The 22,445-nt window shown below is 39.1% G+C and carries 17 protein-coding genes and 6 pseudogenes; 11 read left to right on the forward strand and 12 right to left on the reverse strand.

What is annotated here, in order from left to right:
- Positions 1–155 precede the first annotated feature (155 nt).
- From WG932_RS28070 to WG932_RS28080, 3 genes are read left to right on the forward strand one after another with little or no spacing between them, the layout of a single operon-like run.
- Positions 156–1,502 (forward strand): DegT/DnrJ/EryC1/StrS family aminotransferase, encoded by a 1,347-nt coding sequence (locus WG932_RS28070; RefSeq protein WP_339677775.1) that lies wholly within the window; start codon positions 156–158, stop codon positions 1,500–1,502.
- Between the two features lie 31 nt (positions 1,503–1,533).
- Entirely contained in the window at positions 1,534–1,854 is a 321-nt protein-coding gene (locus tag WG932_RS28075; RefSeq protein ID WP_483086108.1) for a hypothetical protein, read from the forward strand.
- Entirely contained in the window at positions 1,851–2,825 is a 975-nt protein-coding gene (locus WG932_RS28080) for a hypothetical protein (protein ID WP_483086109.1), read from the forward strand. The genes WG932_RS28075 and WG932_RS28080 overlap by 4 nt, the downstream gene beginning before the upstream one ends.
- 40 nt (positions 2,826–2,865) lie before the next feature.
- Here WG932_RS28080 and WG932_RS28085 read toward each other — a convergent pair.
- From WG932_RS28085 to galE, 3 genes and pseudogenes are all read right to left on the reverse strand, one after another.
- A pseudogene (locus tag WG932_RS28085) lies at positions 2,866–4,343 on the reverse strand (glycoside hydrolase family 92 protein).
- Positions 4,289–5,146: a hypothetical protein gene (locus WG932_RS28090; protein WP_483086110.1), complete on the reverse strand. Its 858-nt coding sequence runs from the start codon at positions 5,144–5,146 to the stop codon at positions 4,289–4,291. Before WG932_RS28090 ends, WG932_RS28085 begins: the two are co-directional and overlap by 55 nt.
- A gap of 8 nt (positions 5,147–5,154) precedes the next feature.
- Positions 5,155–6,173, reverse strand: a pseudogene (gene galE, locus WG932_RS28095) (UDP-glucose 4-epimerase GalE).
- 403 nt (positions 6,174–6,576) lie between these two features.
- Here galE and rpsU point away from each other — a divergent pair.
- From rpsU to hpf, 3 genes are read left to right on the forward strand one after another with little or no spacing between them, the layout of a single operon-like run.
- Positions 6,577–6,771, forward strand: a complete 195-nt coding sequence (rpsU, locus tag WG932_RS28100) for a 30S ribosomal protein S21 (RefSeq protein WP_014020953.1) — start codon at positions 6,577–6,579, stop codon at positions 6,769–6,771.
- A gap of 56 nt (positions 6,772–6,827) precedes the next feature.
- Entirely contained in the window at positions 6,828–7,712 is an 885-nt protein-coding gene (locus WG932_RS28105; protein WP_014020954.1) for a tyrosine-type recombinase/integrase, read from the forward strand.
- 31 nt (positions 7,713–7,743) lie between these two features.
- Entirely contained in the window at positions 7,744–8,049 is a 306-nt protein-coding gene (gene hpf / locus WG932_RS28110; RefSeq protein WP_014020955.1) for a ribosome hibernation-promoting factor, HPF/YfiA family, read from the forward strand.
- Between the two features lie 58 nt (positions 8,050–8,107).
- On the opposite strand, the gene WG932_RS28115 is transcribed toward hpf, so the two are convergent.
- The 3 genes from WG932_RS28115 to WG932_RS28125 form a co-directional block, all read right to left on the reverse strand.
- The gene (locus WG932_RS28115) at positions 8,108–9,253 is read right to left on the reverse strand and encodes a hypothetical protein (RefSeq protein ID WP_483086111.1); all 1,146 of its coding nucleotides are present in this window, start codon (positions 9,251–9,253) and stop codon (positions 8,108–8,110) included.
- On the reverse strand, positions 9,238–9,759 hold the full coding sequence (locus WG932_RS28120) for an ArnT family glycosyltransferase (protein ID WP_483086112.1): 522 nt from the start codon (positions 9,757–9,759) through the stop codon (positions 9,238–9,240). Before WG932_RS28120 ends, WG932_RS28115 begins: the two co-directional genes overlap by 16 nt.
- A gap of 290 nt (positions 9,760–10,049) precedes the next feature.
- Positions 10,050–11,144 carry a Gfo/Idh/MocA family protein gene (locus WG932_RS28125; protein ID WP_483086113.1) on the reverse strand — a complete coding sequence of 365 codons (1,095 nt, stop codon included), beginning with the start codon at positions 11,142–11,144 and terminating at the stop codon, positions 10,050–10,052.
- 326 nt (positions 11,145–11,470) lie between these two features.
- Between WG932_RS28125 and WG932_RS28130 the strand changes: the two are divergent.
- Both WG932_RS28130 and WG932_RS28135 read left to right on the forward strand, forming a co-directional pair.
- Positions 11,471–12,423: pseudogene (locus WG932_RS28130) on the forward strand (glycosyltransferase family 2 protein).
- A complete protein-coding gene (locus WG932_RS28135; protein ID WP_483086114.1) occupies positions 12,404–12,976 on the forward strand; it encodes a lysylphosphatidylglycerol synthase transmembrane domain-containing protein in 573 nt (190 codons plus the stop codon). The pseudogene WG932_RS28130 and the gene WG932_RS28135 overlap by 20 nt, the downstream one beginning before the upstream one ends.
- Before the next feature lie 456 nt (positions 12,977–13,432).
- Here WG932_RS28135 and WG932_RS28140 read toward each other — a convergent pair whose 3' ends face one another.
- The 6 genes and pseudogenes from WG932_RS28140 to WG932_RS28165 all read right to left on the reverse strand — a co-directional run bounded on the left by WG932_RS28140 (position 13,433) and on the right by WG932_RS28165 (position 17,717).
- Positions 13,433–14,071 carry a hypothetical protein gene (locus WG932_RS28140; RefSeq protein WP_339677768.1) on the reverse strand — a complete coding sequence of 213 codons (639 nt, stop codon included), beginning with the start codon at positions 14,069–14,071 and terminating at the stop codon, positions 13,433–13,435.
- Positions 14,072–14,346: 275 nt separating this feature from the next.
- Positions 14,347–15,176: pseudogene (tsf, locus tag WG932_RS28145) on the reverse strand (translation elongation factor Ts).
- Between the two features lie 108 nt (positions 15,177–15,284).
- A pseudogene (gene rpsB, locus WG932_RS28150) lies at positions 15,285–16,045 on the reverse strand (30S ribosomal protein S2).
- Between the two features lie 44 nt (positions 16,046–16,089).
- Positions 16,090–16,476, reverse strand: a complete 387-nt coding sequence (rpsI, locus tag WG932_RS28155) for a 30S ribosomal protein S9 (RefSeq protein WP_014020963.1) — start codon at positions 16,474–16,476, stop codon at positions 16,090–16,092.
- A gap of 12 nt (positions 16,477–16,488) precedes the next feature.
- A pseudogene (gene rplM / locus WG932_RS28160) lies at positions 16,489–16,931 on the reverse strand (50S ribosomal protein L13).
- A gap of 387 nt (positions 16,932–17,318) precedes the next feature.
- Positions 17,319–17,717, reverse strand: coding sequence for a GreA/GreB family elongation factor (locus WG932_RS28165; RefSeq protein ID WP_014020965.1), 399 nt, complete (start codon positions 17,715–17,717; stop codon positions 17,319–17,321).
- 720 nt (positions 17,718–18,437) lie between these two features.
- Between WG932_RS28165 and WG932_RS28170 the strand changes: the two genes are divergently transcribed.
- The 3 genes from WG932_RS28170 (at position 18,438) to WG932_RS28180 (ending at position 22,393) form a co-directional block, all read left to right on the forward strand.
- Positions 18,438–19,727, forward strand: coding sequence for a dienelactone hydrolase family protein (locus WG932_RS28170; protein ID WP_483086115.1), 1,290 nt, complete (start codon positions 18,438–18,440; stop codon positions 19,725–19,727).
- 66 nt (positions 19,728–19,793) lie between these two features.
- On the forward strand, positions 19,794–21,035 hold the full coding sequence (locus WG932_RS28175) for an Nramp family divalent metal transporter (RefSeq protein WP_014020967.1): 1,242 nt from the start codon (positions 19,794–19,796) through the stop codon (positions 21,033–21,035).
- A gap of 155 nt (positions 21,036–21,190) precedes the next feature.
- On the forward strand, positions 21,191–22,393 hold the full coding sequence (locus WG932_RS28180; RefSeq protein WP_483086116.1) for an amidohydrolase family protein: 1,203 nt from the start codon (positions 21,191–21,193) through the stop codon (positions 22,391–22,393).
- The last annotated feature ends 52 nt before the right edge of the window (positions 22,394–22,445 follow it).

Consider the following 22,445-nt stretch of genomic DNA (forward strand, 5'->3'; position numbering starts at 1 on the left):
TGGGGTGTTGGAATATTTTTTTTGATTATTAGTCTATCAAATGGGTTTCTAAAACGGGCTATTTATGGAGAAAAGATGTATTTTTGAAACCTTTAAAGTAGATCATCAGGTTTTCTCCTCCTTTTTGTATAATTTCCACTAATAAATCATCAAATATGAAGTACACCAGAAGAGATTTTGTTAAAACCAATGCCATTGTAGGTACTGGAGCTATGATGGGTTTCAATTTTGCAGTACCAAATGTAAAACCTGCGCTCACGGGTGGCAAGCCAGTTCGTACTGCTTCTTGGCCAAAATGGCCTAAGTGGAATCCCGAGACAGATGAGCCCAGAGTTTTAGAAGTCCTTAGAAGTGGGGTTTGGTCTAGGTCCGAAGTAGTGAAAGAGTTTGAAAATAAATGGGCAAAAACTACAGGATCAAAAAGATGTGTTACTGTCGTTAACGGTACCAATGCGCTTATAGCCTCATTAACCCAGGCGGGCATTGGGGGTGGAGATGAAGTGTTGGTGTCTTCTTATACCTTTATTGCGAGTGTAGCTGCCATATTACAGACAGGAGCCATGCCGGTATTTGTAGATTCAGATCCTGAAACCTTTCAACTTGACCCCAAGGAAATAAAGAAGAAAATAAATAACCGGACCAGAGCGATTTTGCCGGTACATATTTTAGGTTTACCGGCAGATATGGACAGTATCATGGCCATAGCCAAGCAGAATAATTTGATTGTTGTGGAAGATGCATGCCAGGGTTGGTTGGCAGAATATGACCATAAAAAGGTTGGGACTTTTGGTCTCGCCGGATGTTTCAGCTTTCAGAACTCCAAAAATTTACCGATGGGAGAAGGGGGAGCCATCGTAAGTGACAATGATGAGTTCATGGACAAATGCTTTTCTTATCATAACTATGGGTACCCTTATGGGTCTTTGGTTGGGGCAGTTAATCAGGGGGCAGTAATGGCTGGAACGAAAATCAGGCTTACGGAATACCAAGCGGCCATTGGGTTGAGTCAATTAAAACGACTGGATGAGGAAACCAGATTGAGAGAGACCAATGCAAGTTACCTCAAAGAACAATTGCAAGGTATTCCCGGAATTAGTACATATGTGTTGTACCCAAAAGTAAACCGCGCAGTATTTCACCTATTCCCTTTTCGATTTCATTCTGAAGGGTTTAAAGGGCTTTCCAGAGACGTTTTTATCAAAGCTTTGCGAGCAGAGGGCATACCCTGTAGCAGTGGTTATACACCTTTGAATGATAAATTGTACTTAAAAGATGCATTTAGCTCTAAAAACTACAAGCGAATGTATCAGCCTGAGGAATTGGATTTTGAAAAATTTGTGGCTGAAAATCAATGTCCTATAACTGATAAACTGTGTAATGAAGAGGCCATCTGGCTTTCGCAAAGCATGTTATTAGGGAGTCAAACAGATATGGATGATATTGCCAATGCAATTAAAAAGATCCATGAAAATGTTGAAGAATTACTTAACTATAAAGGATAAATAAATACCATAATTAAAATTGAATAAACCATTGAAATCAGAAAATAAAAAGGAAGGGCTTTTGGCTCAAGCCTACTATTCAGGCTTTGAATTGGCCCATGATACTTATCAGGCGATGAGTTGTGCCTCAGACGGGAAAATTTATTATGTATTGTCTTCAGAATCTGTAACTAAAGCCGGTCAGTTGTATAGCTTTGATCCGGAGACTGAGAAAATTGAATGGTTGGCTGATCTTTCAGAGGCTTGTGGAGAAGAAACTAGCAATACTTTACCGCAAGGAAAAAGTCACGTTCCTTTCTTTGAAAAAGACGGAAAATTGTTTTTTGAACGCATATTGGAGTTTATGAAATGATCGATGATATGGAACGGCTCCCTGTCAATCCAATGAATGGTGTTGAACCCTATTTGGGAGGTCATTTCTTGAGTTTTGATATAAAAAGCAAAGAAGTAGAAGATCTTGGAATTGTTCCCGATGGAGAAGGGGTTTTGACCATGACCATGGATACCAAGCGAAACCAGATTTATGCACTCACCTGGCCAACTGGTAATTTTTTGCATTTTGATTTGAATACTTCAAAGATGAAGGATTTCGGTCCAATTTCAGAGAAAGGTGAAGCAGGAATTGTAGGTGATGACTATAGGGTTTTATGCAGGTCTTTATTGGTTGTTCCCGATACAGGGGATTTGTTTTATACTACTTCCAACGGGGATATTTTCTGCTATAACCCAGAGAATGGAGAGGGCCCGTCAAAGTTGCAAGACGTACATATGAGAAGAGATTACTTTGGAGCTTATGATCCCAAAGTTCCCGGAAATATGGGCTACAATTGGAGAAGAATTTTCTGGCATGCGGAAGATAATGTGGCGTACGGGATTCATGGTAATTCAAACTACCTTTTTAAATTCGATCCGAAAAGTGCAAAAATTGAATTAATTGATAGGTTGTCCTCGTTACCATCTAAAAAAATGGGTATGTTTGATCAGTTCAGCTATGGATACCTGGGCTTTGACTTGGGGCCTGATAATGAAACTTTGTACTACCTCACAGGTGGGCCAATAAGTGATAGGCCTCCAATTGATGGAACAAAGAAAATTGCAAAAGGGGCTGCAAAAGAGCTTGAAAATTTGCATTTGGTAACCTACCATCTGCCTACAGGTACTTACAAAGACCATGGTCCGGCTTTTTATGAGGATGGTGGCATCCCCACTTATGTAAATGCCATAGCCATCGATAAAAATAAAAATGTTTATACCATGGCAAGAATGCAGATGCCATTTGGTGAAATTCAGGATTTGGTGAAAATTCATTATCCTGAATTATAAAAATAATTAAAAAGGAGCCCAATTTTGGGCTCCTTTTTAATTATTTACTTTTTGAACTCATTTGTAGTTTTATCAGGCCTCCTTTGATGAGGTCTTCATGCCTCACCCCGATACCTTTGATCGTTTGACCATTAAAGCTTTTCTGAGAAAGATAATAATTTGTCGGTCCATTGTTTTCCGCATCTATGGTTATTGATTTACCGGGATAGTACTCTTCGTTTAAGTGAATGACTGCTTTGTCAAAAATGGGACTCCCAGTTCATAGATAGGGTTTTCTTCGGTTCCGGCATTCATTTGAAATAATCCAAGTTTCATCAATACTGCCAAAGAACCCATAAGTCCTTGGTCTTCATCCCCATTGAACCCGCTTTCTGGGGATAACCCAGAAAAAGCAGCATCCAATACTTTTCTTGACCAATACTGAGTGAGATCAGGTCGGTCTAAATAATTGAATATATAGGCGGTTTGAATGGAAGGTTGATTGCCATAATTTATAGGAATCCTTCGGTACTCAGGATGAGTTTCTACTGAATGTGAGGTTCCTGAAGTAAAACCTAGTTTTTCCGCCTGTTCAAACTGTTCGTTCAATCGTGCAGCAGCTTTTTCTTTTCCACCCATTAAGGCAGCCAAACCTCCAATATCATGCGGAACAAACCATGTAAATTGCGCACCATTGGCCTCTACGTATCCTTTGGCATAATTGTAAGGGTCAAATGGGTTGGCCCACTCACCATCTACATTTTTGGGTCTGATCCAGCCACTTTGTGCATCATAGAGGTTTTTGTAATTTTTTGATCGTGCCAAGAAAATATTAGCATCCTCTTTTTTGCCCAAAGCAAGTGCAAGTTGTGCAAGGGTCCAATCCTGATAACTGTACTCTAAAGTTTGTCCCGCACCTTGTTCATGACCTCCAAAACGACCTCTAGGGTTAGGATAAGGAACATATCCCATTGTTATATAGTCTTCCACATTGCCTCCTTTGGCTGTTTTATGTTCATAACCAGACCTACTCATCATTCCGCCGGGCATATGATTTTTTCGAAGCCCCTCATAGGCCATGTCAATATCAAATCCTCTGATTCCTTTTTGATACAGTCCAACAAACAATGGAGTGCTGGATGCGCCTGTCATGACATAGGTGTAATTTCCTCCTGATGGGCCACGCGGGATCAAACCTCCATCTTGATAGTATTGAAGCAAACTATTTGCAAATTCTTCCGCTATTTCCGGATATACCAAGCCCCACAAAACATTAATGGTCCATTGAGCACCCCAAAAAGAATCGGAGTTGAAGTGCCTGAAAAGAGGTTTCCCATTGTTATCCAAAGGCAATTGACCAACCCTAAATGAATTACCGGTATTGTCCGGGTAAGCACCGTTGACATCACTAATGGTCCTTCTTCCCTGAAGGGATTTCCAAAGATCTGTATAAAATCGCCTTTGTTGGGTTTCAGTATTGCCTTCTACCTCAATCCGGCCAAGAAGTTCGTTCCAAATCTCTTGGGTTTCTTTGACCACTTTGTCAAAATTCCAATGTGGGAGTTCTTCTTTTTGTTTAGGGCCGCATTTTCAGCTGTTGTATAAGAAAGGGCCACCTTCATTTGTAAGGGTTTTCCCTTACTTTTTCCAAAACTCACTATTTTATGGGGAGAATTTTCAGACGCCACCCAATCCACGATGGGTTGATCAAACTCCACTTGGAAATAAACTGTCAAAGTGTTTGGCCTTCTTGATGTGGGCGAGTTGGTGACTTGCCCTTCCAGTATATAGGGTGAAATTTGTTTTAAACTTCCATCTATCATTTTACTGGGCCCCAAAACGCCTTCTAAATGAAATAAAACTGCCTGATTTCTAGCCTCGGGGAAGGTGTATTTATGTAAGCCTACACGATGAGTAGCTGTCAATTCTGCAGTTATACCATATCGTTTTAGAAAAACTTTGTGATACCCGGGTTTGATGGTTTCCAAGTCTCTGTCATAAGTAGAATAATAGTCTGTCAAAAGCACCTCTGGAGCTGTGTCATAGCTGACAGGCATTACTGAAACGCCGGACATTTGCCAAGCATGAATATGACTGAAACCTTTTACAGTATCGGAATTATACCTGTAACCACTCCCCCAAGCACCATCAATTTCATGGTCGGGGCTGAGGTTTACCATTCCAAAAGGTCTGGTGGCGGCACTAAAATAAAACCATCTCGAGTTTGCAGCATCCAAAAGAGGATAGACTTTATCAATAGGTTTAGGATCTGGGTTTAATTGGAATCCCATGGAAGGGATTACCAATACGAATGTTAGTAAATTGACTAGGAGTTTTAGCATATTGATAGCTATTGTTTTTTAGAAAGAGCCAATTGCCAGTTCCAGCTGTCTCTTAGCGCTTCCTCTAAATTGAATCGGGCTTTCCAGTTTAATTCATCGTTGATCTTTGCTGTATCAGCCCAAACTTTTACCACGTCCCCAGGTCTTCTGGGTCCGATTTTATAGTTTAGCGGTTTACCGCTTACTTTTTCAAAGGCCTTGATAACATCCATTACTGTGTTCCCATTACCGGTTCCCACATTGAAAATGTCATAGAATGGTGCCTTTTTTCTTTGAGGTGTGAAATGGCTTTTACATGAGCTTCTGCCAAATCCATCACATGAATATAATCCCTAACACAAGTACCGTCAGGCGTGTCATAATCATCTCCAAAAACAGTCAATTCTTCTCTTATCCCTACACCTGTTTGGGTTACAAAAGGAACAAGATTGGATGGTACACCTAAAGGTAATTCACCTATTTCTGAAGAAGTATGCGCCCCAATCGGGTTGAAATACCTCAGGGCAATTGCCGATAAGGCAACCTTACTATTTACTTGATCTACCAAAATGTCTTCACAGATTTTTTTGGTGTTTCCATAAGGGCTTTCCGCTTTTTTTCTTGGTGTAGATTCCTTGACCGGAAGTTTGTCGGGCTGACCATATACCGTACAAGATGAAGAGAAAACGAGGTTCTCTACATTGTGTTTATTCATGGTTTCTAATAATACCACCAAACTACTGATGTTGTTGTGATAATATTTTAAAGGAAGCATTGAGCTCTCACCTACAGCCTTGAAGGCAGCAAAATGTATCACACCTGAAAGTTTGTTTTCAGTGAAAATGCGCTCCATTAATGTCGCATCATTGCAGTCTCCTTCGTAGCAAGCGATGTCCTGACCCGTGATTTTTTTTAATCCCTCTAAAGCACTTTTTTCTGAGTTTGAAAAATCATCGATGATGATGGGCTGGTAGCCGGCTTCCAAAAGAGCCACCGCCGTATGGGAACCTATATATCCGGCCCCACCAGTTATTAAAATATTTTCCATTCTCAAATATAAAGTTTTATCCTATTCATAGAAAGAAATCAAACTTAATATATTCCTGCTAGGAAGGTCAATTATTCTTAAACACGAACGCAGCGTAGGCCTGAAAGATGATTTGAGGTAGAAAAGGTTTGTTACTAGGTAGGCATCCAGGAATATGAATAGCGATATTCATCCTTGTACATTTAATAAGGTGGTAAGCTAATTTGAGCAAGAGAAACAATTTACTTAATAAAGGGCAAGCAGTGGGGGTTAAAATGGCTGATTGAAGGGGAGAATGAATTTAGTAAATTCTTGGTCATCATTTATGGAGATTAATTGAGGGAATTCATGAATGGTTGTGGTGTTTGTTTTGGGGTCTCAATAAGTTTCTCTACCTTTGCAGGCTGAAAGGAGGTGTAATTATATGATCGTAGTAAACGTAAAAGAGAACGAATCTATCGAAAAAGCGCTAAAGCGTTTCAAGAAGAAGTTTGACAAAACTGGAGTCATCCGTGAATTGAGAAGCAGACAGGCTTTTGAAAAACCTTCTATCACTAGAAGAACAGAAGTAATTAAAGCAGCTTACAAGCAACGTATGCAAGAAGAAGAAGGTAAATAAGAAAACCTTTCTTTTTAGAAAATATTGAGCATATTGATGTCTAATAAAACATCAATATGCTTTTTTCATTTATCAGCTATCTAGAACACGAGAAAAGAGTAAGCCGGCACACAAGTTTGGCATACAAAAAAGACCTGGACCAGTTTATGGAATTCATAAACACGGCTTTTGGAATGGCTAATCCCGAAGAAGCAGGTCATGCAGAAATTAGGGCTTGGATGGTTGACCTTATTGAAGATGGTTTAGAAGTCGCTACAGTCAATAGAAAAATAGCCACTTTGAGGTCTTTTTATAAATTTTTATTGCGGTCTGAAGTTATCAGCAAAGACCCTACTTTTAAAATCCGCTCCTTAAAAAAGGGAAGAACCCTACCCGCATTTATTCAGGAAAAGGAAATGCTGACTTTATTAGAAGAAAATAATTTTGCTCAGGATTTTGAAGGGCAGCGGGATCGCATGGTCATGCAAACCCTGTATCTTACCGGGATAAGGTTGTCTGAATTGATAGGTTTGAAATGGTCTTCTGTGGACCTTAGGCAGTTACAGATAAAAGTCTTGGGGAAAGGTAAAAAATTTAGAATAATACCAATTTCCGGTAGCCTAAAGAGCGCCATTCTACAGTATAGAAAAGTTTTTGAAGATAGTTTTTCTATTCAAAACGAAAATGATTTCTTTATCGTTAAATCAAATAGAGAGCAAGTTTACCCAATGATGATTTATCGAATTGTAAAGAAATATTTAAATCTTTTTGTCCGAAATACCAAAAGTAGCCCTCACCTTATGAGACATACCTTTGCTACCCATTTGCTTAATAAAGGTGCAGACTTAAACGCCGTCAAAGATCTTCTGGGTCATGCAAGTCTTGCCGCGACCCAGGTTTATACTCATAATTCTATTGAGAAACTTAAGGCTGTGTACGAACAAGCACATCCTAAAGCTTAAATTAAAGTTTAACTTTTAAACGTTTATTATTATGAAATTACAAATGCATTCAATTCATTTCGTCGCTGATCAGAAATTGATCGATTTTATCCAAAGAAAAGCGGATAAACTTGACACCTATTTTGATCAAATCATAGATGGAGAAGTGTTTATGAGGTTGGATAAAAATGATAAAAGTGAAAATAAAATCGTTGAAATCAAACTGAATGTACCCGGTAAACAATTTTTTGCTAAAAGTCAAAACGACTCTTTTGAAGCAGCTGCCGACGACTCAATAGAAGCCCTTCGAAGACAAATTAAAAAGCACAAGGAAAAGCTTGTTCTGGCCAAACAATAATTAATCAGTCATTTATTATAAATAAAGAAAGGGTTGCTTGTGGCAACCCTTTCTTTATTTATAGAGGAGATCGATCTATCCAGTAATACTTTTTCCCCCATTTTATTTTTTCTTCAGTTGTGTTGCCATTAATGATAGCCATAATCATTTCGTTGATATATTTTGGGTCCCAGTTTACACTAATTATTTCGCTTTTCTGAAACCTGCCTTCCAGTTTTTTAAGGTTGGGTTCGTCACAGATGATGTAGGCATAATCATCAGGAACCTCATCTATGGAAGCAAATGTCTTCATCCTATATTCCGGTCCTAATCCAATTCTTATTTTACTGGCATAATGAAGGTTCCCCAAAAAGGCAATATTGCTGTTTTTAGGGATTGGTTGGTTGGTAAAATAGGACTGAACCTGCCTACCTTGATTTGGGATAGACAAGGGATGAGTAACAATGGAAATCGATAAAAATAGCATTAATAGGGGCAGTCCCAGTGTGTGTGGGAGGGTGGTAAGCTTACTTGATTTCCTCCATAAATAAATACTTAAAATAATCGCAATAAGCCATTGAAAATAAATCCAATAAGGGCCTCCCAAACCTATATGGGCAAAAAGTGCTACTGCCAATATCAGCCAATTAATGGCCAAAAATATTCTGGCCCATATTTTCATTCCCTTATTTGACGGTGGGTCTTGTGCGATCAATATTCCCGCCAATAAAATGGAAGCCATAGGGGTTACGGGAAGCAGATAGCGTTCGTAAAAGGTGGATACCATGGCCGTCATGCCAATAATGGAAAATATCCATAATATTGCAAAGCCATAAATTGCTTTGTCTTGAATAAAAGTGGCTTTGAATCCGGATACGATTCCTTTTAGTCGCAAGCCCACCCAAGGAATAAATAGAAGTACCATTAAAAGGACTGCAAAGACAAAATGTTTACCAATCATTAATAGCCTATTCCCAACACGCATGCCCACCTGATCTTCAATAAATGAATCGAGGTAAACAGGGCCAAATTTTAAATACATGGCAACAAACCAAAATAAGGCAATAAATAAGCCGATGAAAATGGCAGGGAGGTACAATAATTTGGTTATTTTAATACGGTTCCATGGATTAAATAGCATATAAGCAATGGCTACAAGTCCTAGGGCTGCTGCCGGTAATCCTTTGGTTTCAAAGGCAAAAGCCAATCCTAAGTAAAAAACCAAAGGTATTTCTTGGGACTATTGTTACCATATTTCAATAATCCGGTAACTCCTAAGGCTGCTAGTGTCATGAAAAAGGCCAGCAAAATATCAGGAATAGACCGGGTACTACTAAAAATGATTATAGGATGCGTGGCAATGATCCATGCAGACCAAGTAGGGAGTTTGGGGGTTTTACCAATTATTTTTGCAATATGGTACACCAAAGGGATGATGCCGGCCCCGCATATTAAAAACAGTATTCTTGAAGAATAGGCGGCAACACCTAGCGTTTTGAAACCGGCAAGAACGAACCAGTAGGTTAAAATGGGTTTCTTAAACCGTAATTCGCCATTTCCAAGGTAGGTCGTAAGAAAGTCTCCATTTTGCATCATACGTATGGCAGCATCTGTATAATACATCTCATCCGGATAGTGCAGGTGAAAATCTAAAGCGAATGGGCCAACCAAAACCAGAAAGGCAACCATGGGAAAGCCGTAGGAATTAATCCATTCGGGAGTTTTATTCATAGCTAAAAATTGATAAGAGGTAAAATTATAAAAAATAAAATGCTTGTAATGGGTATTCCAATCAAAAGTACTTTGAAAATTTTTGAAGGCATGAAGAATCCTATTGGTGAGGGTAAAGTTTGGTAATTTATTAGGAGATCTATGAGGCAGTAAAAAGCAGTATTGTGACTTACTTTAGTCTCAATACTGCTGAGTTTTATTGGTTTCTTGTTGAAAATATTTTAAACGAATGAAATTTGAAGAATCCATCAAGAATTGTAGCGCGAAAATGGTTAGCTTGAGTAGGAGGGCTATATTTTGACCCGCTTTCCCTTTTCCGCGGATTCCAAAATGGCCTCTACTATTTTGATATCGCGAAGCCCTTCTTCACCGGGCACCATAGGAGCCTTGTTTGCTAGAATAGCCAGGGCGTCATCATCCATTTGTTTGGTTTGCTGCCAAGGGACCTCATAACTATGATTAATTTTACCCAATGGACTCTCTCCTTTAGCTCCCCCGTAACTAGAGTAGGGTTTCAAGTTGATATCTCCTTTTTCACATTCCACTATCATAAAATTGGTACTTTCGGTAAATGTAGTTCGGATGTCAGCAAATACTCCACCGGGAAACTCTAATTTTGCTGTAACCTCGTCAGCTAGCCCGTTTTTATAGATTTCCGGTCTGGTAGAGATTGCTTTGGCTGAATGTACAGCTATGGGCTCCATATTTGTGCCCAATCGTGCACCTTGAATAGCATATACGCCCATGTCATAAATTACGCCCCCACCCATTTCTTTTTTCTGTTTCCAATGATCGGTCCGGTTTTCTCTGTAGCCTGCTTCGCAGTTGACATATTTTACTTTACCAAGCTTCTCATTTTTTATAATTGAGCGATATTCTTGTGTATTTGGTTCGTGATGCAAGCGATAGCCAATGGTTAGTTGTACATTATTCTTTTTACAAGAATTGATCATGTTTTGGCATTCTTTGCTTGTTACCGCCATTGGTTTCTCGCACCAAACATGTTTGCCGGCATTGCTGGCCCTCACCACATATTCCTCATGCATAGATGGTGGTAACACCACATAAACAACGTCTATTTCTGGGTTGTCGGCTATAGAATCAAAATTTTCATAATTGTATATGTTGTTTTCGGGTATCTGGTATTTTTCTTTCCAGGCGACAGCCTTTGAAGGTGTCCCTGTGACAATCCCTGCCAAATAACAATGTTCTGTCTGCTGTAAAGCAGGAGCCAATAAGTCAGTGCTATAGTAGCCTAGGCCGACAAGTGCCACGCCGAGTTTTCTTTTCTTTTCGGAAGCCAGCAGATGGTAAGGATTCATCAAGGCTAAACCACTTCCTAATGCAAGTGATTTAAGGGCGTTTCTTCTGGATTTCAAATTCATTGGGTTTGGTATTTTGTAAGGGTTAAAATCTAGGTGAAATGAAAAGGCAGCTTGACTTTACTGCGATTTTCTTTTAGAATAAAAAACGAAACATGCACTTGTTGTTGAAAATATTGAATCTTCATCAAAGAAACCGATCCCACTAAATTTTGTTAGTTTTTAGTCACCATGCACTCGTTTTGGATTAAATATAGGCAAATTTGCCCTTCCCTCAAAAAGAACCCTAAGTTGTTAATATTAAAAATAAAGAAATTTTAATATTAGGTTTTAGGTCTTCCATTTGTCATAGCTTTTAAAAAGCCTTAATTTCGTCCAAATTTTAAATCATGACTCAGCCTGAGATTTCCGTTGTCATTACCATTTTTAATGAAGAAGGTAATATTGCGCCCTTATTAGATGCCGTATATGAATCATTATCAGCCATTGATTATGAGCTGATATTAGTAGATGATGGATCTACAGATCACTCAGTAGAGAAAATGAAGGCTTTGGCCAATGATAGAACCAGGGTATTGGTGTTTAACAAGAATTATGGACAAACCACAGCCTTGGCAGGTGGAATAGATCATTCCAACGGAAAGTACATTGTAACCATGGATGGTGATCTCCAGAATGATCCCAGTGATATCCCTATGCTCTTAAACATGGTCCGAGAGGAGGATTGGGACGTGGTGGCCGGAAAAAGAGCCAAAAGGAAAGATGGCTTTGTGCTTCGAAAATTGCCCAGCAAAATGGCCAATTGGTTAATCAGACACACGACCAAAGTATTCCTTTCTGACTATGGCTGTAGTCTGAGAATATACAAAGCACATATTGCACAGAATATGGGGCTTTATGGAGAACTTCACAGGTTTATACCCGTATTAGCAAAACAAGAAGGAGCACGGATGACAGAGGTAGATGTAAAACATCACCCCAGAATTCATGGAGAGTCTAAGTATGGACTAAGTAGAACGTTTAAGGTAATCGCTGACCTTATTTTAATGCTCTTCTTTCAGAAATATTTTCAGCGACCTATTCATATATTTGGCACCCTAGGGCTTTTTGCTTTTACAGGGGGGTACTGGTAAATATTTATTTGCTTGTACTAAAGTTAATGGGAGAAGATATTTGGGGACGGCCCATACTTTTGGTAGGGTTTATTTTGGTGCTTGGTGGAGTGCAATTGATCACTACAGGGATAGTGGCGGAAATAATCGTAAGGACCTATTATGAATCTCAAGATAAAAAGACATATACAGTGAAAGCAATTTTTCAAGGTGATAAAAAAGAGGCTTAAATTTTTTCTTAAAATCCTTCTTACCAGTCTGGCACTGTATCTTGTTTTTAGTAAAATAGATACGAAGACCACGTGGAAGGTGATTCAAACCTCTGATATAGGTTGGATATTCTTGGCATGGATATTTTTTGTAGCTTCAAAGTTGTTCAGTGCTATACGCCTGAATATTTATTTTAGGGACATAGGGCTTCGCTTACCTGAAATTAAAAATATCAAATTGTATTTGATTGGAATGTTTTATAATCTTTTCCTTCCCGGCGGCATTGGAGGAGATGGTTATAAGGTGTATTTGCTTAATAAGGTACATAAAACACCCGTAAAGCAATTGATTAATGCGGCCTTACTAGATAGGGGAAATGGCTTGGCAGTATTGCTCTGGCTGATGTTTTGTCTGATGTTGTTTCTGAATCTACCCTGGGATTTTCCCATCTCAATGTATTGGCTGGGGATTTTAGGAATTGTGTTTATTCCAATCGGATTTTATTTGGTGATGCTTCTTTTTTTAAGCAATTTATGGGGTCTGTGCCATCCACCACCGGGTTTTCTTTTCTAAACCAACTGCTGCAATTGTGTAGTGCCTACTTTATTCTAATTAGTATGGGGGTAGGAGATCAGTATATTCCTTACCTTTTTGTGTTTCTCGTTTCGAGTACAGTTTCTGTCTTGCCTCTCACCATAGGGGGGTAGGGGCAAGAGAACTTGTCTTTGTTTTGGCCCATGATTATGTGGGGATAGATCAAAATGTAGCAGTAGCATTTAGTTTGCTATTCTTCCTTATTTCCATGTTAACCTCCTTATTTGGGCTTTTTTCAAACATGAAGGCTAAGTTCTTCAAAAAAAATGAGCTATTATTGGAACTTAATTTTCCGGCAATATTCGACTAATCACTTGCGGGGAATTACTAGCCATTATTGATTTCATAGCTTTGCACTTGAAGTAACTTACCAGAGCCTATTAGTAATCAATCCTAAATAGTGGGGGCTAATGTGTAATGGGTTTTAAAAACATACTATATGCCCACCACTGCAATTGCAATTTGAACCATTTCTATATTGGACCTTTGGGTGTTGTAGTGAAATACAGCATTTTCTCCCGGATTTTTGGTTGTTTCTACCCCTCCTTTGGGCAAAAATCGGAAAGGAGCACTATTGTTATAGCTGACTTTCAACTCCAGTTGTGTATCACTTCCTTTAAATTCAATGGGTAATTTATAACCCAAAGCTAATCCATAAGCCATGGTAAAGGCCGAGTGATCGAAACCTTCCTCTAATGTTTCGGATAAAATCGTTTCCCTAATCATATAACGGGTATACAAATTGCTGGCCCCTATCTGTGCATCAATAAAGAGCCTATCCATTTTAACCCATGGAAGGTAATGCTTATAATGGGCTTTTATATGTAGGACATTGCTGTTTCTGCGTAGTCTCAACACCTCTGGATCTCCGTCATATAAGTCGTCTCTTTTTTCCAATAAGGAGCCATAGAGGCCATAGCCAACGCTCAGCCCTGCAGCAACCGGAAATCTAGGGAATTCATAATATACAGAACCAGCAATTTCCGGGAAGCTGTTGGCTTGGAGTTTTTCTTTGAAATCATTAATAGGGAAGCTGTATTTGGTTTCAATACCAAATATTATATCTTGAGACATTCCGCTAAAAGGAATAAAAAAAGTAAAAATAGTGATCGTACAAAATTTGGTGCCATAACATTAAGAACGATAAAGTGGGATCAGGGATTCAATTAAAACGATTTTTATTGGAAGGCCCTTTCATTGCTTAACCTTAAATTAGACACTGTTTGTTCTTTTTTTCTTAAGCTGGTAGAGGTAGGGATTGAAAATGGGAAGGGACTTACAATTGCGATATAAAAAAAACCTGACCAAAATATTGGTCAGGTTTAAATATATGTTGATTTCTTTAAGGATTAACCTATAGAAACTCTTTTGAAACTAGATACGGTCAAACCTTTACTTACGCTGTCAAGGTATTGAGCGATGGTTTTGCTAGTGTCTTTCACGAAAGACTGGCTAAGCAAAGTGTTCTCTTTGTAGAACTTGTTTAATTTACCCATGGCAATTTTCTCAAGCATTGCTTCCGGTTTTCCGTCTTGCCTAGCTTGGTCTTTACCAACTTCGATTTCTCTTTCAACAACAGAAGAATCTACACCATCTTTGTCAAGTGCTACCGGATTCATGGCAGCAATTTGCATGGCAACATCTTTACCTGCATCAGAAACATCAGCACCTTGGGTGTTGGTTAGTCCTACCAATACACCTAACTTACCATTGGAGTGTATATAAGGTTCAACAACTTCTGCAGTTATTTTTTCAAGGTAAGAAACACCAATTTTTTCACCGATTTTACCGGTCATTTCAGTGATTTTCTCACCGATGGTGATGCCTTCATAAGGCAATGCCAAAACAGCTTCAATGCTATCAGCATCTGCTTTTACTGCTTCAGCCAAGATGGCGTTAGCAAAGGCAGAAAACTCATCATTTTTGGCAACAAAGTCTGTTTCACAAGTAAGTGAAAGGATTGTTCCGGTTTTACCATCTTCGCTTACACTAGTAACCACAACGCCTTCTTTGGTTTCACGGTCTGCTCTGGAAGCTGAAACTTTTTGTCCTTTTTTCTAAGGATATCAATAGCTTTTTCAAAATCTCCTTCAGCTTCGGTAAGGGCTTTCTTACAGTCCATCATACCGGCCCCGGTTTTTTGTCTCAGTTTATTTACCTCTTGTGCAGTAATAGCCATTGGTTTATATTTTTTTGTTGAATTAAATTAGGTGTTGACAATAAAACAAAAATTGAACAGCAAGCTGTCGCAAGTGTCCAATTTTTGTAATTAAAATGTCAAAGTGGATTATTCTTTGGTTTCAGCGTCGGCTGCTTTTTTGCTTCTTCCTCTTCAGAAAGTTTAGCTTCGTCTTTGTCTTTCTTACGTTCAGACAATCCTTCTTCAATAGCAGCACCGAATGCTTTCACCAATAGTGAAATGGATTTAAAAGCATCATCATTTGCAGGGATAGGGAAATCAACCTCATTAGGGTTAGAGTTTGTATCTACCAATGCAAACACAGGAATACCAAGCTTCTTAGCTTCCGCCAAGGCAATATGCTCCCGTTTAATATCTACAATAAAGAGGGCTGCAGGAAGACGTGTAAGGTCAGAAATACCTCCCAATACATTTTCCAGCTTTTCTCTTTGACGGCTGATCATCAGCCTTTCTTTCTTCGCTAGGTTTTTGTAAGCGTCGTCTTTAGACATTTTGTCTATGGTCGACATCTTCTTCAAAGATTTACGGATGGTAGCAAAGTTTGTCATCATACCACCAAGCCATCTTTCAGTAATGTAGGGCATCTTAAGCCTTCTGGCTTCTTCTGCTACCAAATCTTTGGCTTGTTTTTTCGTAGCTACAAACATGATTTTTTTGCCTGAGCGTACGATCTGCTTGATTGCGTTGGATGCTTCATCAAGGCAAACGAGCGTTTTGTTTAGATCAATAATATGGATCCCATTCTTCTCCATGAAGATATAGGGTGCCATTTTAGGATCCCACTTTCTTGTTAAGTGTCCGAAGTGAACACCAGCATCCAGTAAGTCTTTATATTCTATATTGGCCATTTAATAAATTGTTGTTTATAATATTAAGAAAAGAATATACCCAATTATCTCTTAGAGAACTGGAATCTTCTTCTTGCTTTTCTTCTTCCTGGTTTCTTACGTTCAACCATTCTGGAATCACGCGTTAAGAATCCTTCTTTTTTCAACGGACTTCTGTGGTCTTCGTTGATTTCACAAAGGGCTCTAGATATCGCCATTCTAATGGCTTCTGCTTGACCACTGATCCCACCACCATCAACATTGATGTTAATGTCATAGGCACCGTCCTCATTGACCAATACCAAAGGTTGCTTCACCACAATCTGGTGCAGCTCAAAAGGGAAATACTTGTCCAAGGCCCTTTTGTTTACCGTGATATTACCGTTCCCGGATTTTACGTAAATCCTGGCTACGGATTCCTTTCTTCTTCCAATTTTGTTAATTACTTCCATTGACGGGTAGCATTAAAGTTTTACTTCTTTAGGTTTTTGTGCGCTGTGCGGATGCTCCGAGCCGGCGTATACATACAGGTTAGTGTATAGTTTTCTACCAAGTCTGTTTTTGGAAGCATTCCTTTTACTGCTTTCTCTACCAGAGTACGTGGCGATTTTTCCAAAAGGATCTTTGGAGTAGCTATACGTTGACCCCCGGGAAATCCCGTGTGACGTACATATACCTTCTCTGTCCACTTCCTTCCGGTAAGTCTTACTTTCTCTGCGTTAATTACAATAACGTTGTCTCCGCAATCAACATGAGGGGTAAAGTTTGGCTTGTGCTTCCCTCTCAACATTTTTGCCACTTCGCTTGAAAATCTGCCGAGTACCTGGGATTGGGCATCCACTACTACCCACTCCTTCTCCACCGTAGCATCATTCGCTGATATGGTCTTATAGCTTAAAGTATTCACTGTGTAAATGTTTAATAATTAGCTTGTTAAATACATTTCACCCTCAAAAAGGGACACAAAGATAGAAGTTAATTCCTTCAATTCCAATAGAAAGCAAAGTTTACTGCCTTATTTTCACAAGAATAGCTATTGCAGTCTACTTAATAAAGCGACTGCATTACCCTCTTATCAGAACTAAATAACTTTGGCCTACCTTGAAATGCTTGATCTGAAAAACAAAAGTAATGCTTTTATAATTGAAATACTCCTATTTTTCAACCTCTAGTTATTATTGGTGAAGTATTTAGATAAATGAGGACAATAGGTTTGCTTGGTGCCTCATGTTTTACCGGCTATTTCCAAAACACTTCTCTTTTGTTTTCTTTCCTGATTTTTTTAAGGGAAAGCTTATTTGGTCACCAATTCTTTTTGGTCTTGATTGGTAACTTTTAAAATTTTAATTTTTCTCAGGCCTCCAGGTAAAACCCAGTCCACAGAAGCCCCTTCACGGAAACCGATTAGTGCAACTGATAAGGGTGAAAACACTGAGATTTTATTCTCTGCCAAATTGGCGTCTTTAGGGATTACCATTTTCATTTTAATCGTTTGTGAAGGTTGTCCCAATTCGACTTCAAAATAGGAGTTAAGCTGAATAATGTTTTTGGCAATCTTGGTGTCCGGTACTTTCTTTGCCAAATTTAATTCATCCATTAATTGACCGACTTCTCTTGTTTTCTGAGAAGGACTTAGATTGTTGATGATGTTCTTAATTGTTCTGTAGTCAGATTCTTTAACTATAGGTTTCATAGCTCTTATGTTGATTTTTTTGAGAAATAGCATTAAACCAAGGATGTATTTACCAGTGGTGAATCAATGCTCTTAGTGTATTAAATTGTAAGATTGTTTTTGTAGCCTAAAATGGCTAGAAGAAAGCCCTCTACCGCGGTCTATATGGTAGAGGGTGATTTGATAAAGGCTTTATTATGAGCAAGTACAATCCAATTCGCCTTCAATACTTGAGGTGAAGTGTTGCTGATAATGGCGATATGGTTGCAGGTAATATTCATGAAATAATTACTTCCAAGATATTAAAAAATATTTATATTGTCTAATTTCCTTTAATTTTAGTTGGTCTTAATTCAGCTTGGTTTCCTATTTTGGTTTGATTACGAAAAGTAAACTTTCAAGGTTACTTTTTACCCATTAATTTATTCGGCTTATAATAATATTGGTGCAGCAAGGTGCTAAACCTAGGGCTGGTCCGCTTTAGATTTGAGCGTTCGAGAACGTTTCCGTTATTATTTTCTTCTTGATGCTTTTTTTGAAGTCTAGATTGGATAAATAGTCTTCTGTTGACCTAATGAGTGGATTCAATTGCCATTTGTGTTTTAGTCTTCATGTTTACGATTTGTGATGAAGGGTAAAAACCCTATCGGTTTTAACCGTAAATTGGAATTAAGATCTTTAGGTTTTCAAAATCCTTTGAAATTGGTTCGGTACCGTTTGATTCTATTTAAATAGCATGAGATGAAAAATACCAGAAGGTTATTTATAAAATTATCAGGTATACTCAGTCTTGGGATATTTAATAAGCTGAATGCGTTAAATACTAACAAGAGTAAGGTTACAAATAGTGAAGGGCTTTTAGACAGGTCTTATGCTTCCGGTTTGGAAGAAAAAGGAAAAAGCGTCATAGGAGGGTATGGGAAATGGGCAGGAGGCTTACTTGAAGGCCAATTACCCCGTCACTCTTTTCGAAATTGCAATTGGACAAATATTGATAAGTGGAGGAGTGAGGCAATAAAAATCACTCAAGAGAAGTTAGCAGCACCTGACTTGGGAGGAGTGCCCAAGGTCAGGGTTGACAATCATTACGTATATGACGGTCTTTCAATTGAAGAGATCAGTTGGAAGCTTCCTACAGGTGGAAGGTCCCAAGGAATTGTTTTGAAGCCTGCGAATTCGAAAGGCAAACTACCAGGCATCATGGCTTTTCACGATCATGGGGGCTGGAAGTATTTTGGGAAAAGGAAAATAACCCAAACAAGTGAGGAAAGACACATCATGATGGTAGATCATCAGAAAATGTATTATGAGGACTTGGCTTGGGCCAATGAAGTGGCCAAGAGGGGATATGTTGTAATGGTACCAGATGCTTTTACTTTTGCCAGCAGGAGGGTGTTGTTAAAAGATGTACCGGAGAATTTGAGGCAAGGCTTAAATGATGATAATCCGGAATTGCCGGAAAATGCCAAGGCTTATAATAAATGGGCTGCTTACAATGAAGACACCATGGCCAAATCCCTTTTCAGTGCCGGAACCAGCTGGCCGGGAGTGTTTCTTGCCGAAGATCGGAAAGCGCTTGACATATTGTGCAATCGTGAAGATGTGGATCCGGATAAAATAGGTTGCGGTGGGCTTTCAGGAGGAGGCATGCGAACGGTATTCATGGGAGGCCTTGATCCAAGAATAAAATGTGCGGTCTGCGTGGGATTTATGACAACTTGGAAGGATTTGGTTTTGCACAAGTCGTTCACTCACACCTGGATGACATTTGCACCCGGCCTTCCTCAGGAATTAGACTTTCCTGAAATTCTAGGTCTTCGTGTTCCTCTACCTACCATGGTGCTCAATTCCATTGAAGATGGATTGTATACTTTGGAGGAAATGCACAAAGCAGATGAAATATTGTCTGAAGTATATAAAAAAGCCGAGGCCATCGAAGAGTACAGATGCGCTTTTTATCCCGGAGGTCATCAATTCAACAAAAAAATGCAAGGAGATGCATTTGATTGGTTTGACAAATGGCTAAAGTAAAAATGCTTTTATTATCTTAAGGTTTTAAAATATTTAATTGACAATCCACCCTACTTTAATTAATTTATGAAAGACAACGCTATCTTTAAGAAGATTATTTTTGCCATCAGCTTGATAGGCCCGGGCTTATTTCTGATAGGATATAATATTGGAACAGGAAGCATAACTACCATGGCTAAGGTTGGCGCTGAATATGGAATGATGCTAACTTGGGCATTGCTGTTGTCCTGTATATTTACCTATGTGCTGATGGTGGCCTATGGCAAAACCACGCTGGTCACCGGAAATACTGCTTTGTTTAATATTAAAAATAAGTTGAAATACGGGAGTGTATTGGCGGTTTACATTATTATCGCTTTGGTCATTGGTGAGATAATGGCGCTGATGGGGATTTTTGGTATTATTGCCGATTTAATCCAAGAAGGTTCCCGACTTATATTGGGTGGTGAAGGTTTCAGTACATTTTGGATTACCTTGGTGTTGGTGTTGGCTTTGTATTCTCTTTTTTGGTTTGGTAATTACCTGATTTTTGAAAAAGTGTTGGTTTTTTTCGTGGCTTTAATGGTGCTTTCCTTTATTGTTGTTTTTATTTTATTAAAGCCGGATTTCACCACCATCGTTTCGGGTATGGCGCCTTCTATTCCTGATGAACCGGGAGTATTACGGCTTATAGCAGCCATTGCCGGTACCACTTGCTCTGCTGCAGTTTTTATTATCAGAAGCACCGTGGTGGCAGAAAAAGGCTGGACCATAAAGGACCTAAAGCATGAAAAAAAGGACTCAATGGTCTCTGCTACCATGATGTTTATCCTTAGTGTGATCATCATGGCTGTTGCTGCAGGAACCCTGCATGTAATGGGGCTAAAGCTGGAAAACACGGTAGAAATGATCAAATTATTTGAACCCATAGGTGGTGAATTTGCTGCGTTTATATTAATTCTTGGAATTGTAGGGGCAGGTATCTCCACAGTCTTTCCCATAATTTTAATAGCACCCTGGTTAATCAGTGATTTTACCGGAAAGCCTAGGGATATCAAGTCTCCAATGTATAGATTATTGGCTTTTATAGGCATTCTGTTTGGTTTTGGCATGCAGTTTATGGAGGCTAGGCCACCATTAATCATGGTCTTTTCTCAAGCCTTTCAGGCCTTTATTCTACCTGCAGTAGCCATTCCTGTTTTTCTTCTTATCAATAACAAAGACCTGATGAAAACCAATGTTGCAGGATTAAAAGAAAATATAGGACTGGTAGCGGTAATTCTCTTTAGCTTGCTGACTGCTTATTTTGCTGTCGCAGAATTTATATAAATGAAGCCTAACAGATTGTTCGGCATACCTTAGCTATCGTTTGAAATTGAATTGTTTCCTAGTTACCCCTAATTTAATTCATTAGAAGGGTAAGGTGTTGGTCACAAGATGTATACTAAATAAGAAATGAAGATGAAAAATAACAGAAGAGGTTTTTGAAAAAGGCGAGTTTACTAGGTCTTGGAGCTTCCGGAATGACATATGTTCAAGGTTGTGGGCCTAAGAAACAAGAAGTTATCGAAACACCCTTAGCTAAGGAATGGGCTTCTGACCCGGAGTGGTTAAAAGTAAAATATGGTGCATGGAGTGGTCCTGGAGTACCAGTAGGTCCCGGTCCTATGGATGATGTGTTGGTTAAAGATTATGCGCCAAAATCTACTATTATCGCTGAAGAAACCTTCATTCCCAAAGCGAAGTTTTCTGTAATCGATGCACACGTTCACCACTATAGCGAAATTGAAGCAGGAGGAAATCCTAAACAGGTGTTGAAAGACTGGGTGAAAACAATGGATGAAGTGGGGATAGAAAAATCCGTGGTGCTTACTGTAGCTACAGGAAAGGAATTTGACAAGATGGTTGATTTTTATCTCAGTGATTATGCAGACAGGTTTCAACTTTTTTGCGGAATTGAGATGGAAGGAATTGACAAGCCGGATTATCCGGAGAGAGCGGTAAAGGAACTGGAACGTTGTTATCAATTAGGGGCCAGAGGTGTTGGAGAGGTAACCGACAAAGGGTTTGGGATTACCCGCAATCAGTCCTTATCCCCTGAAGAAAGAATGCATATTGATGATGATAGATTGGATCCTTTCTGGGCAAAATGCGGAGAATTGAATATACCTGTGAACGTACACCAAGCAGATCATCCCTCAGCATGGACCCCTCCGGATGTATACCAAGAAAGAACCCCTATTTTCCAGCAGTTTAATAAATACAATACAGATGGATTAACTTATAATCAGCTGGTGACTTATTTGCCAAAGTTATTGGTCAAGCATCCGGAAACTACTTTTATTGCTTGCCATATGGCCAACCTGGGCAATGATTTAAAGCGACTCTCTCAAATGTTAGATGATTTTGATAACCTTTACTTGGATATTTCTGCTAGGGATTATGAAATTGGAAGGCAACCAAGGTCTGCAGCTAAGTTTATTACCAAATACAGCAATAGGGTGTTATTTGGAACAGATATGGGGTTGGACAAACAAATGTACCAAGCTTGGTGGCGCTTATTGGAAAGTGCGGATGAGCACATGCCGGGGAGAGTGTGGTGGAGATATTATGGTCTTGACCTTCCTGAAGACGTATTGGAAAAAATTTATCGAACCAATGCGGAGAAAGTGCTTAACTGGACCTGAACGGGATAGGGATTTTTTTCCTTGATGCTTTTTCTAAGATAGGAAGGTTTAA

The organism is Cyclobacterium sp. SOCE241 (assembly GCF_056867545.1).

Coding starts and splice junctions, on each gene's coding strand:
- WG932_RS28070 (WP_339677775.1), top strand. CDS start 156: ATGAAGTACACCAGAAGAGATTTTGTTAAAACCAATGCCATTGTAGGT.
- WG932_RS28105 (WP_014020954.1), top strand. CDS start 6,828: ATGCTTTTTTCATTTATCAGCTATCTAGAACACGAGAAAAGAGTAAGC.
- WG932_RS28080 (WP_483086109.1), top strand. CDS start 1,851: ATGATCGATGATATGGAACGGCTCCCTGTCAATCCAATGAATGGTGTT.
- WG932_RS28090 (WP_483086110.1), bottom strand. CDS start 5,146: ATGCTAAAACTCCTAGTCAATTTACTAACATTCGTATTGGTAATCCCT.
- WG932_RS28165 (WP_014020965.1), bottom strand. CDS start 17,717: ATGAAACCTATAGTTAAAGAATCTGACTACAGAACAATTAAGAACATC.
- WG932_RS28120 (WP_483086112.1), bottom strand. CDS start 9,759: ATGAATAAAACTCCCGAATGGATTAATTCCTACGGCTTTCCCATGGTT.
- hpf (WP_014020955.1), top strand. CDS start 7,744: ATGAAATTACAAATGCATTCAATTCATTTCGTCGCTGATCAGAAATTG.
- WG932_RS28140 (WP_339677768.1), bottom strand. CDS start 14,071: ATGTCTCAAGATATAATATTTGGTATTGAAACCAAATACAGCTTCCCT.
- WG932_RS28175 (WP_014020967.1), top strand. CDS start 19,794: ATGAAAGACAACGCTATCTTTAAGAAGATTATTTTTGCCATCAGCTTG.
- WG932_RS28170 (WP_483086115.1), top strand. CDS start 18,438: ATGAAAAATACCAGAAGGTTATTTATAAAATTATCAGGTATACTCAGT.
- rpsU (WP_014020953.1), top strand. CDS start 6,577: ATGATCGTAGTAAACGTAAAAGAGAACGAATCTATCGAAAAAGCGCTA.
- rpsI (WP_014020963.1), bottom strand. CDS start 16,476: ATGGAAGTAATTAACAAAATTGGAAGAAGAAAGGAATCCGTAGCCAGG.
- WG932_RS28125 (WP_483086113.1), bottom strand. CDS start 11,144: ATGAATTTGAAATCCAGAAGAAACGCCCTTAAATCACTTGCATTAGGA.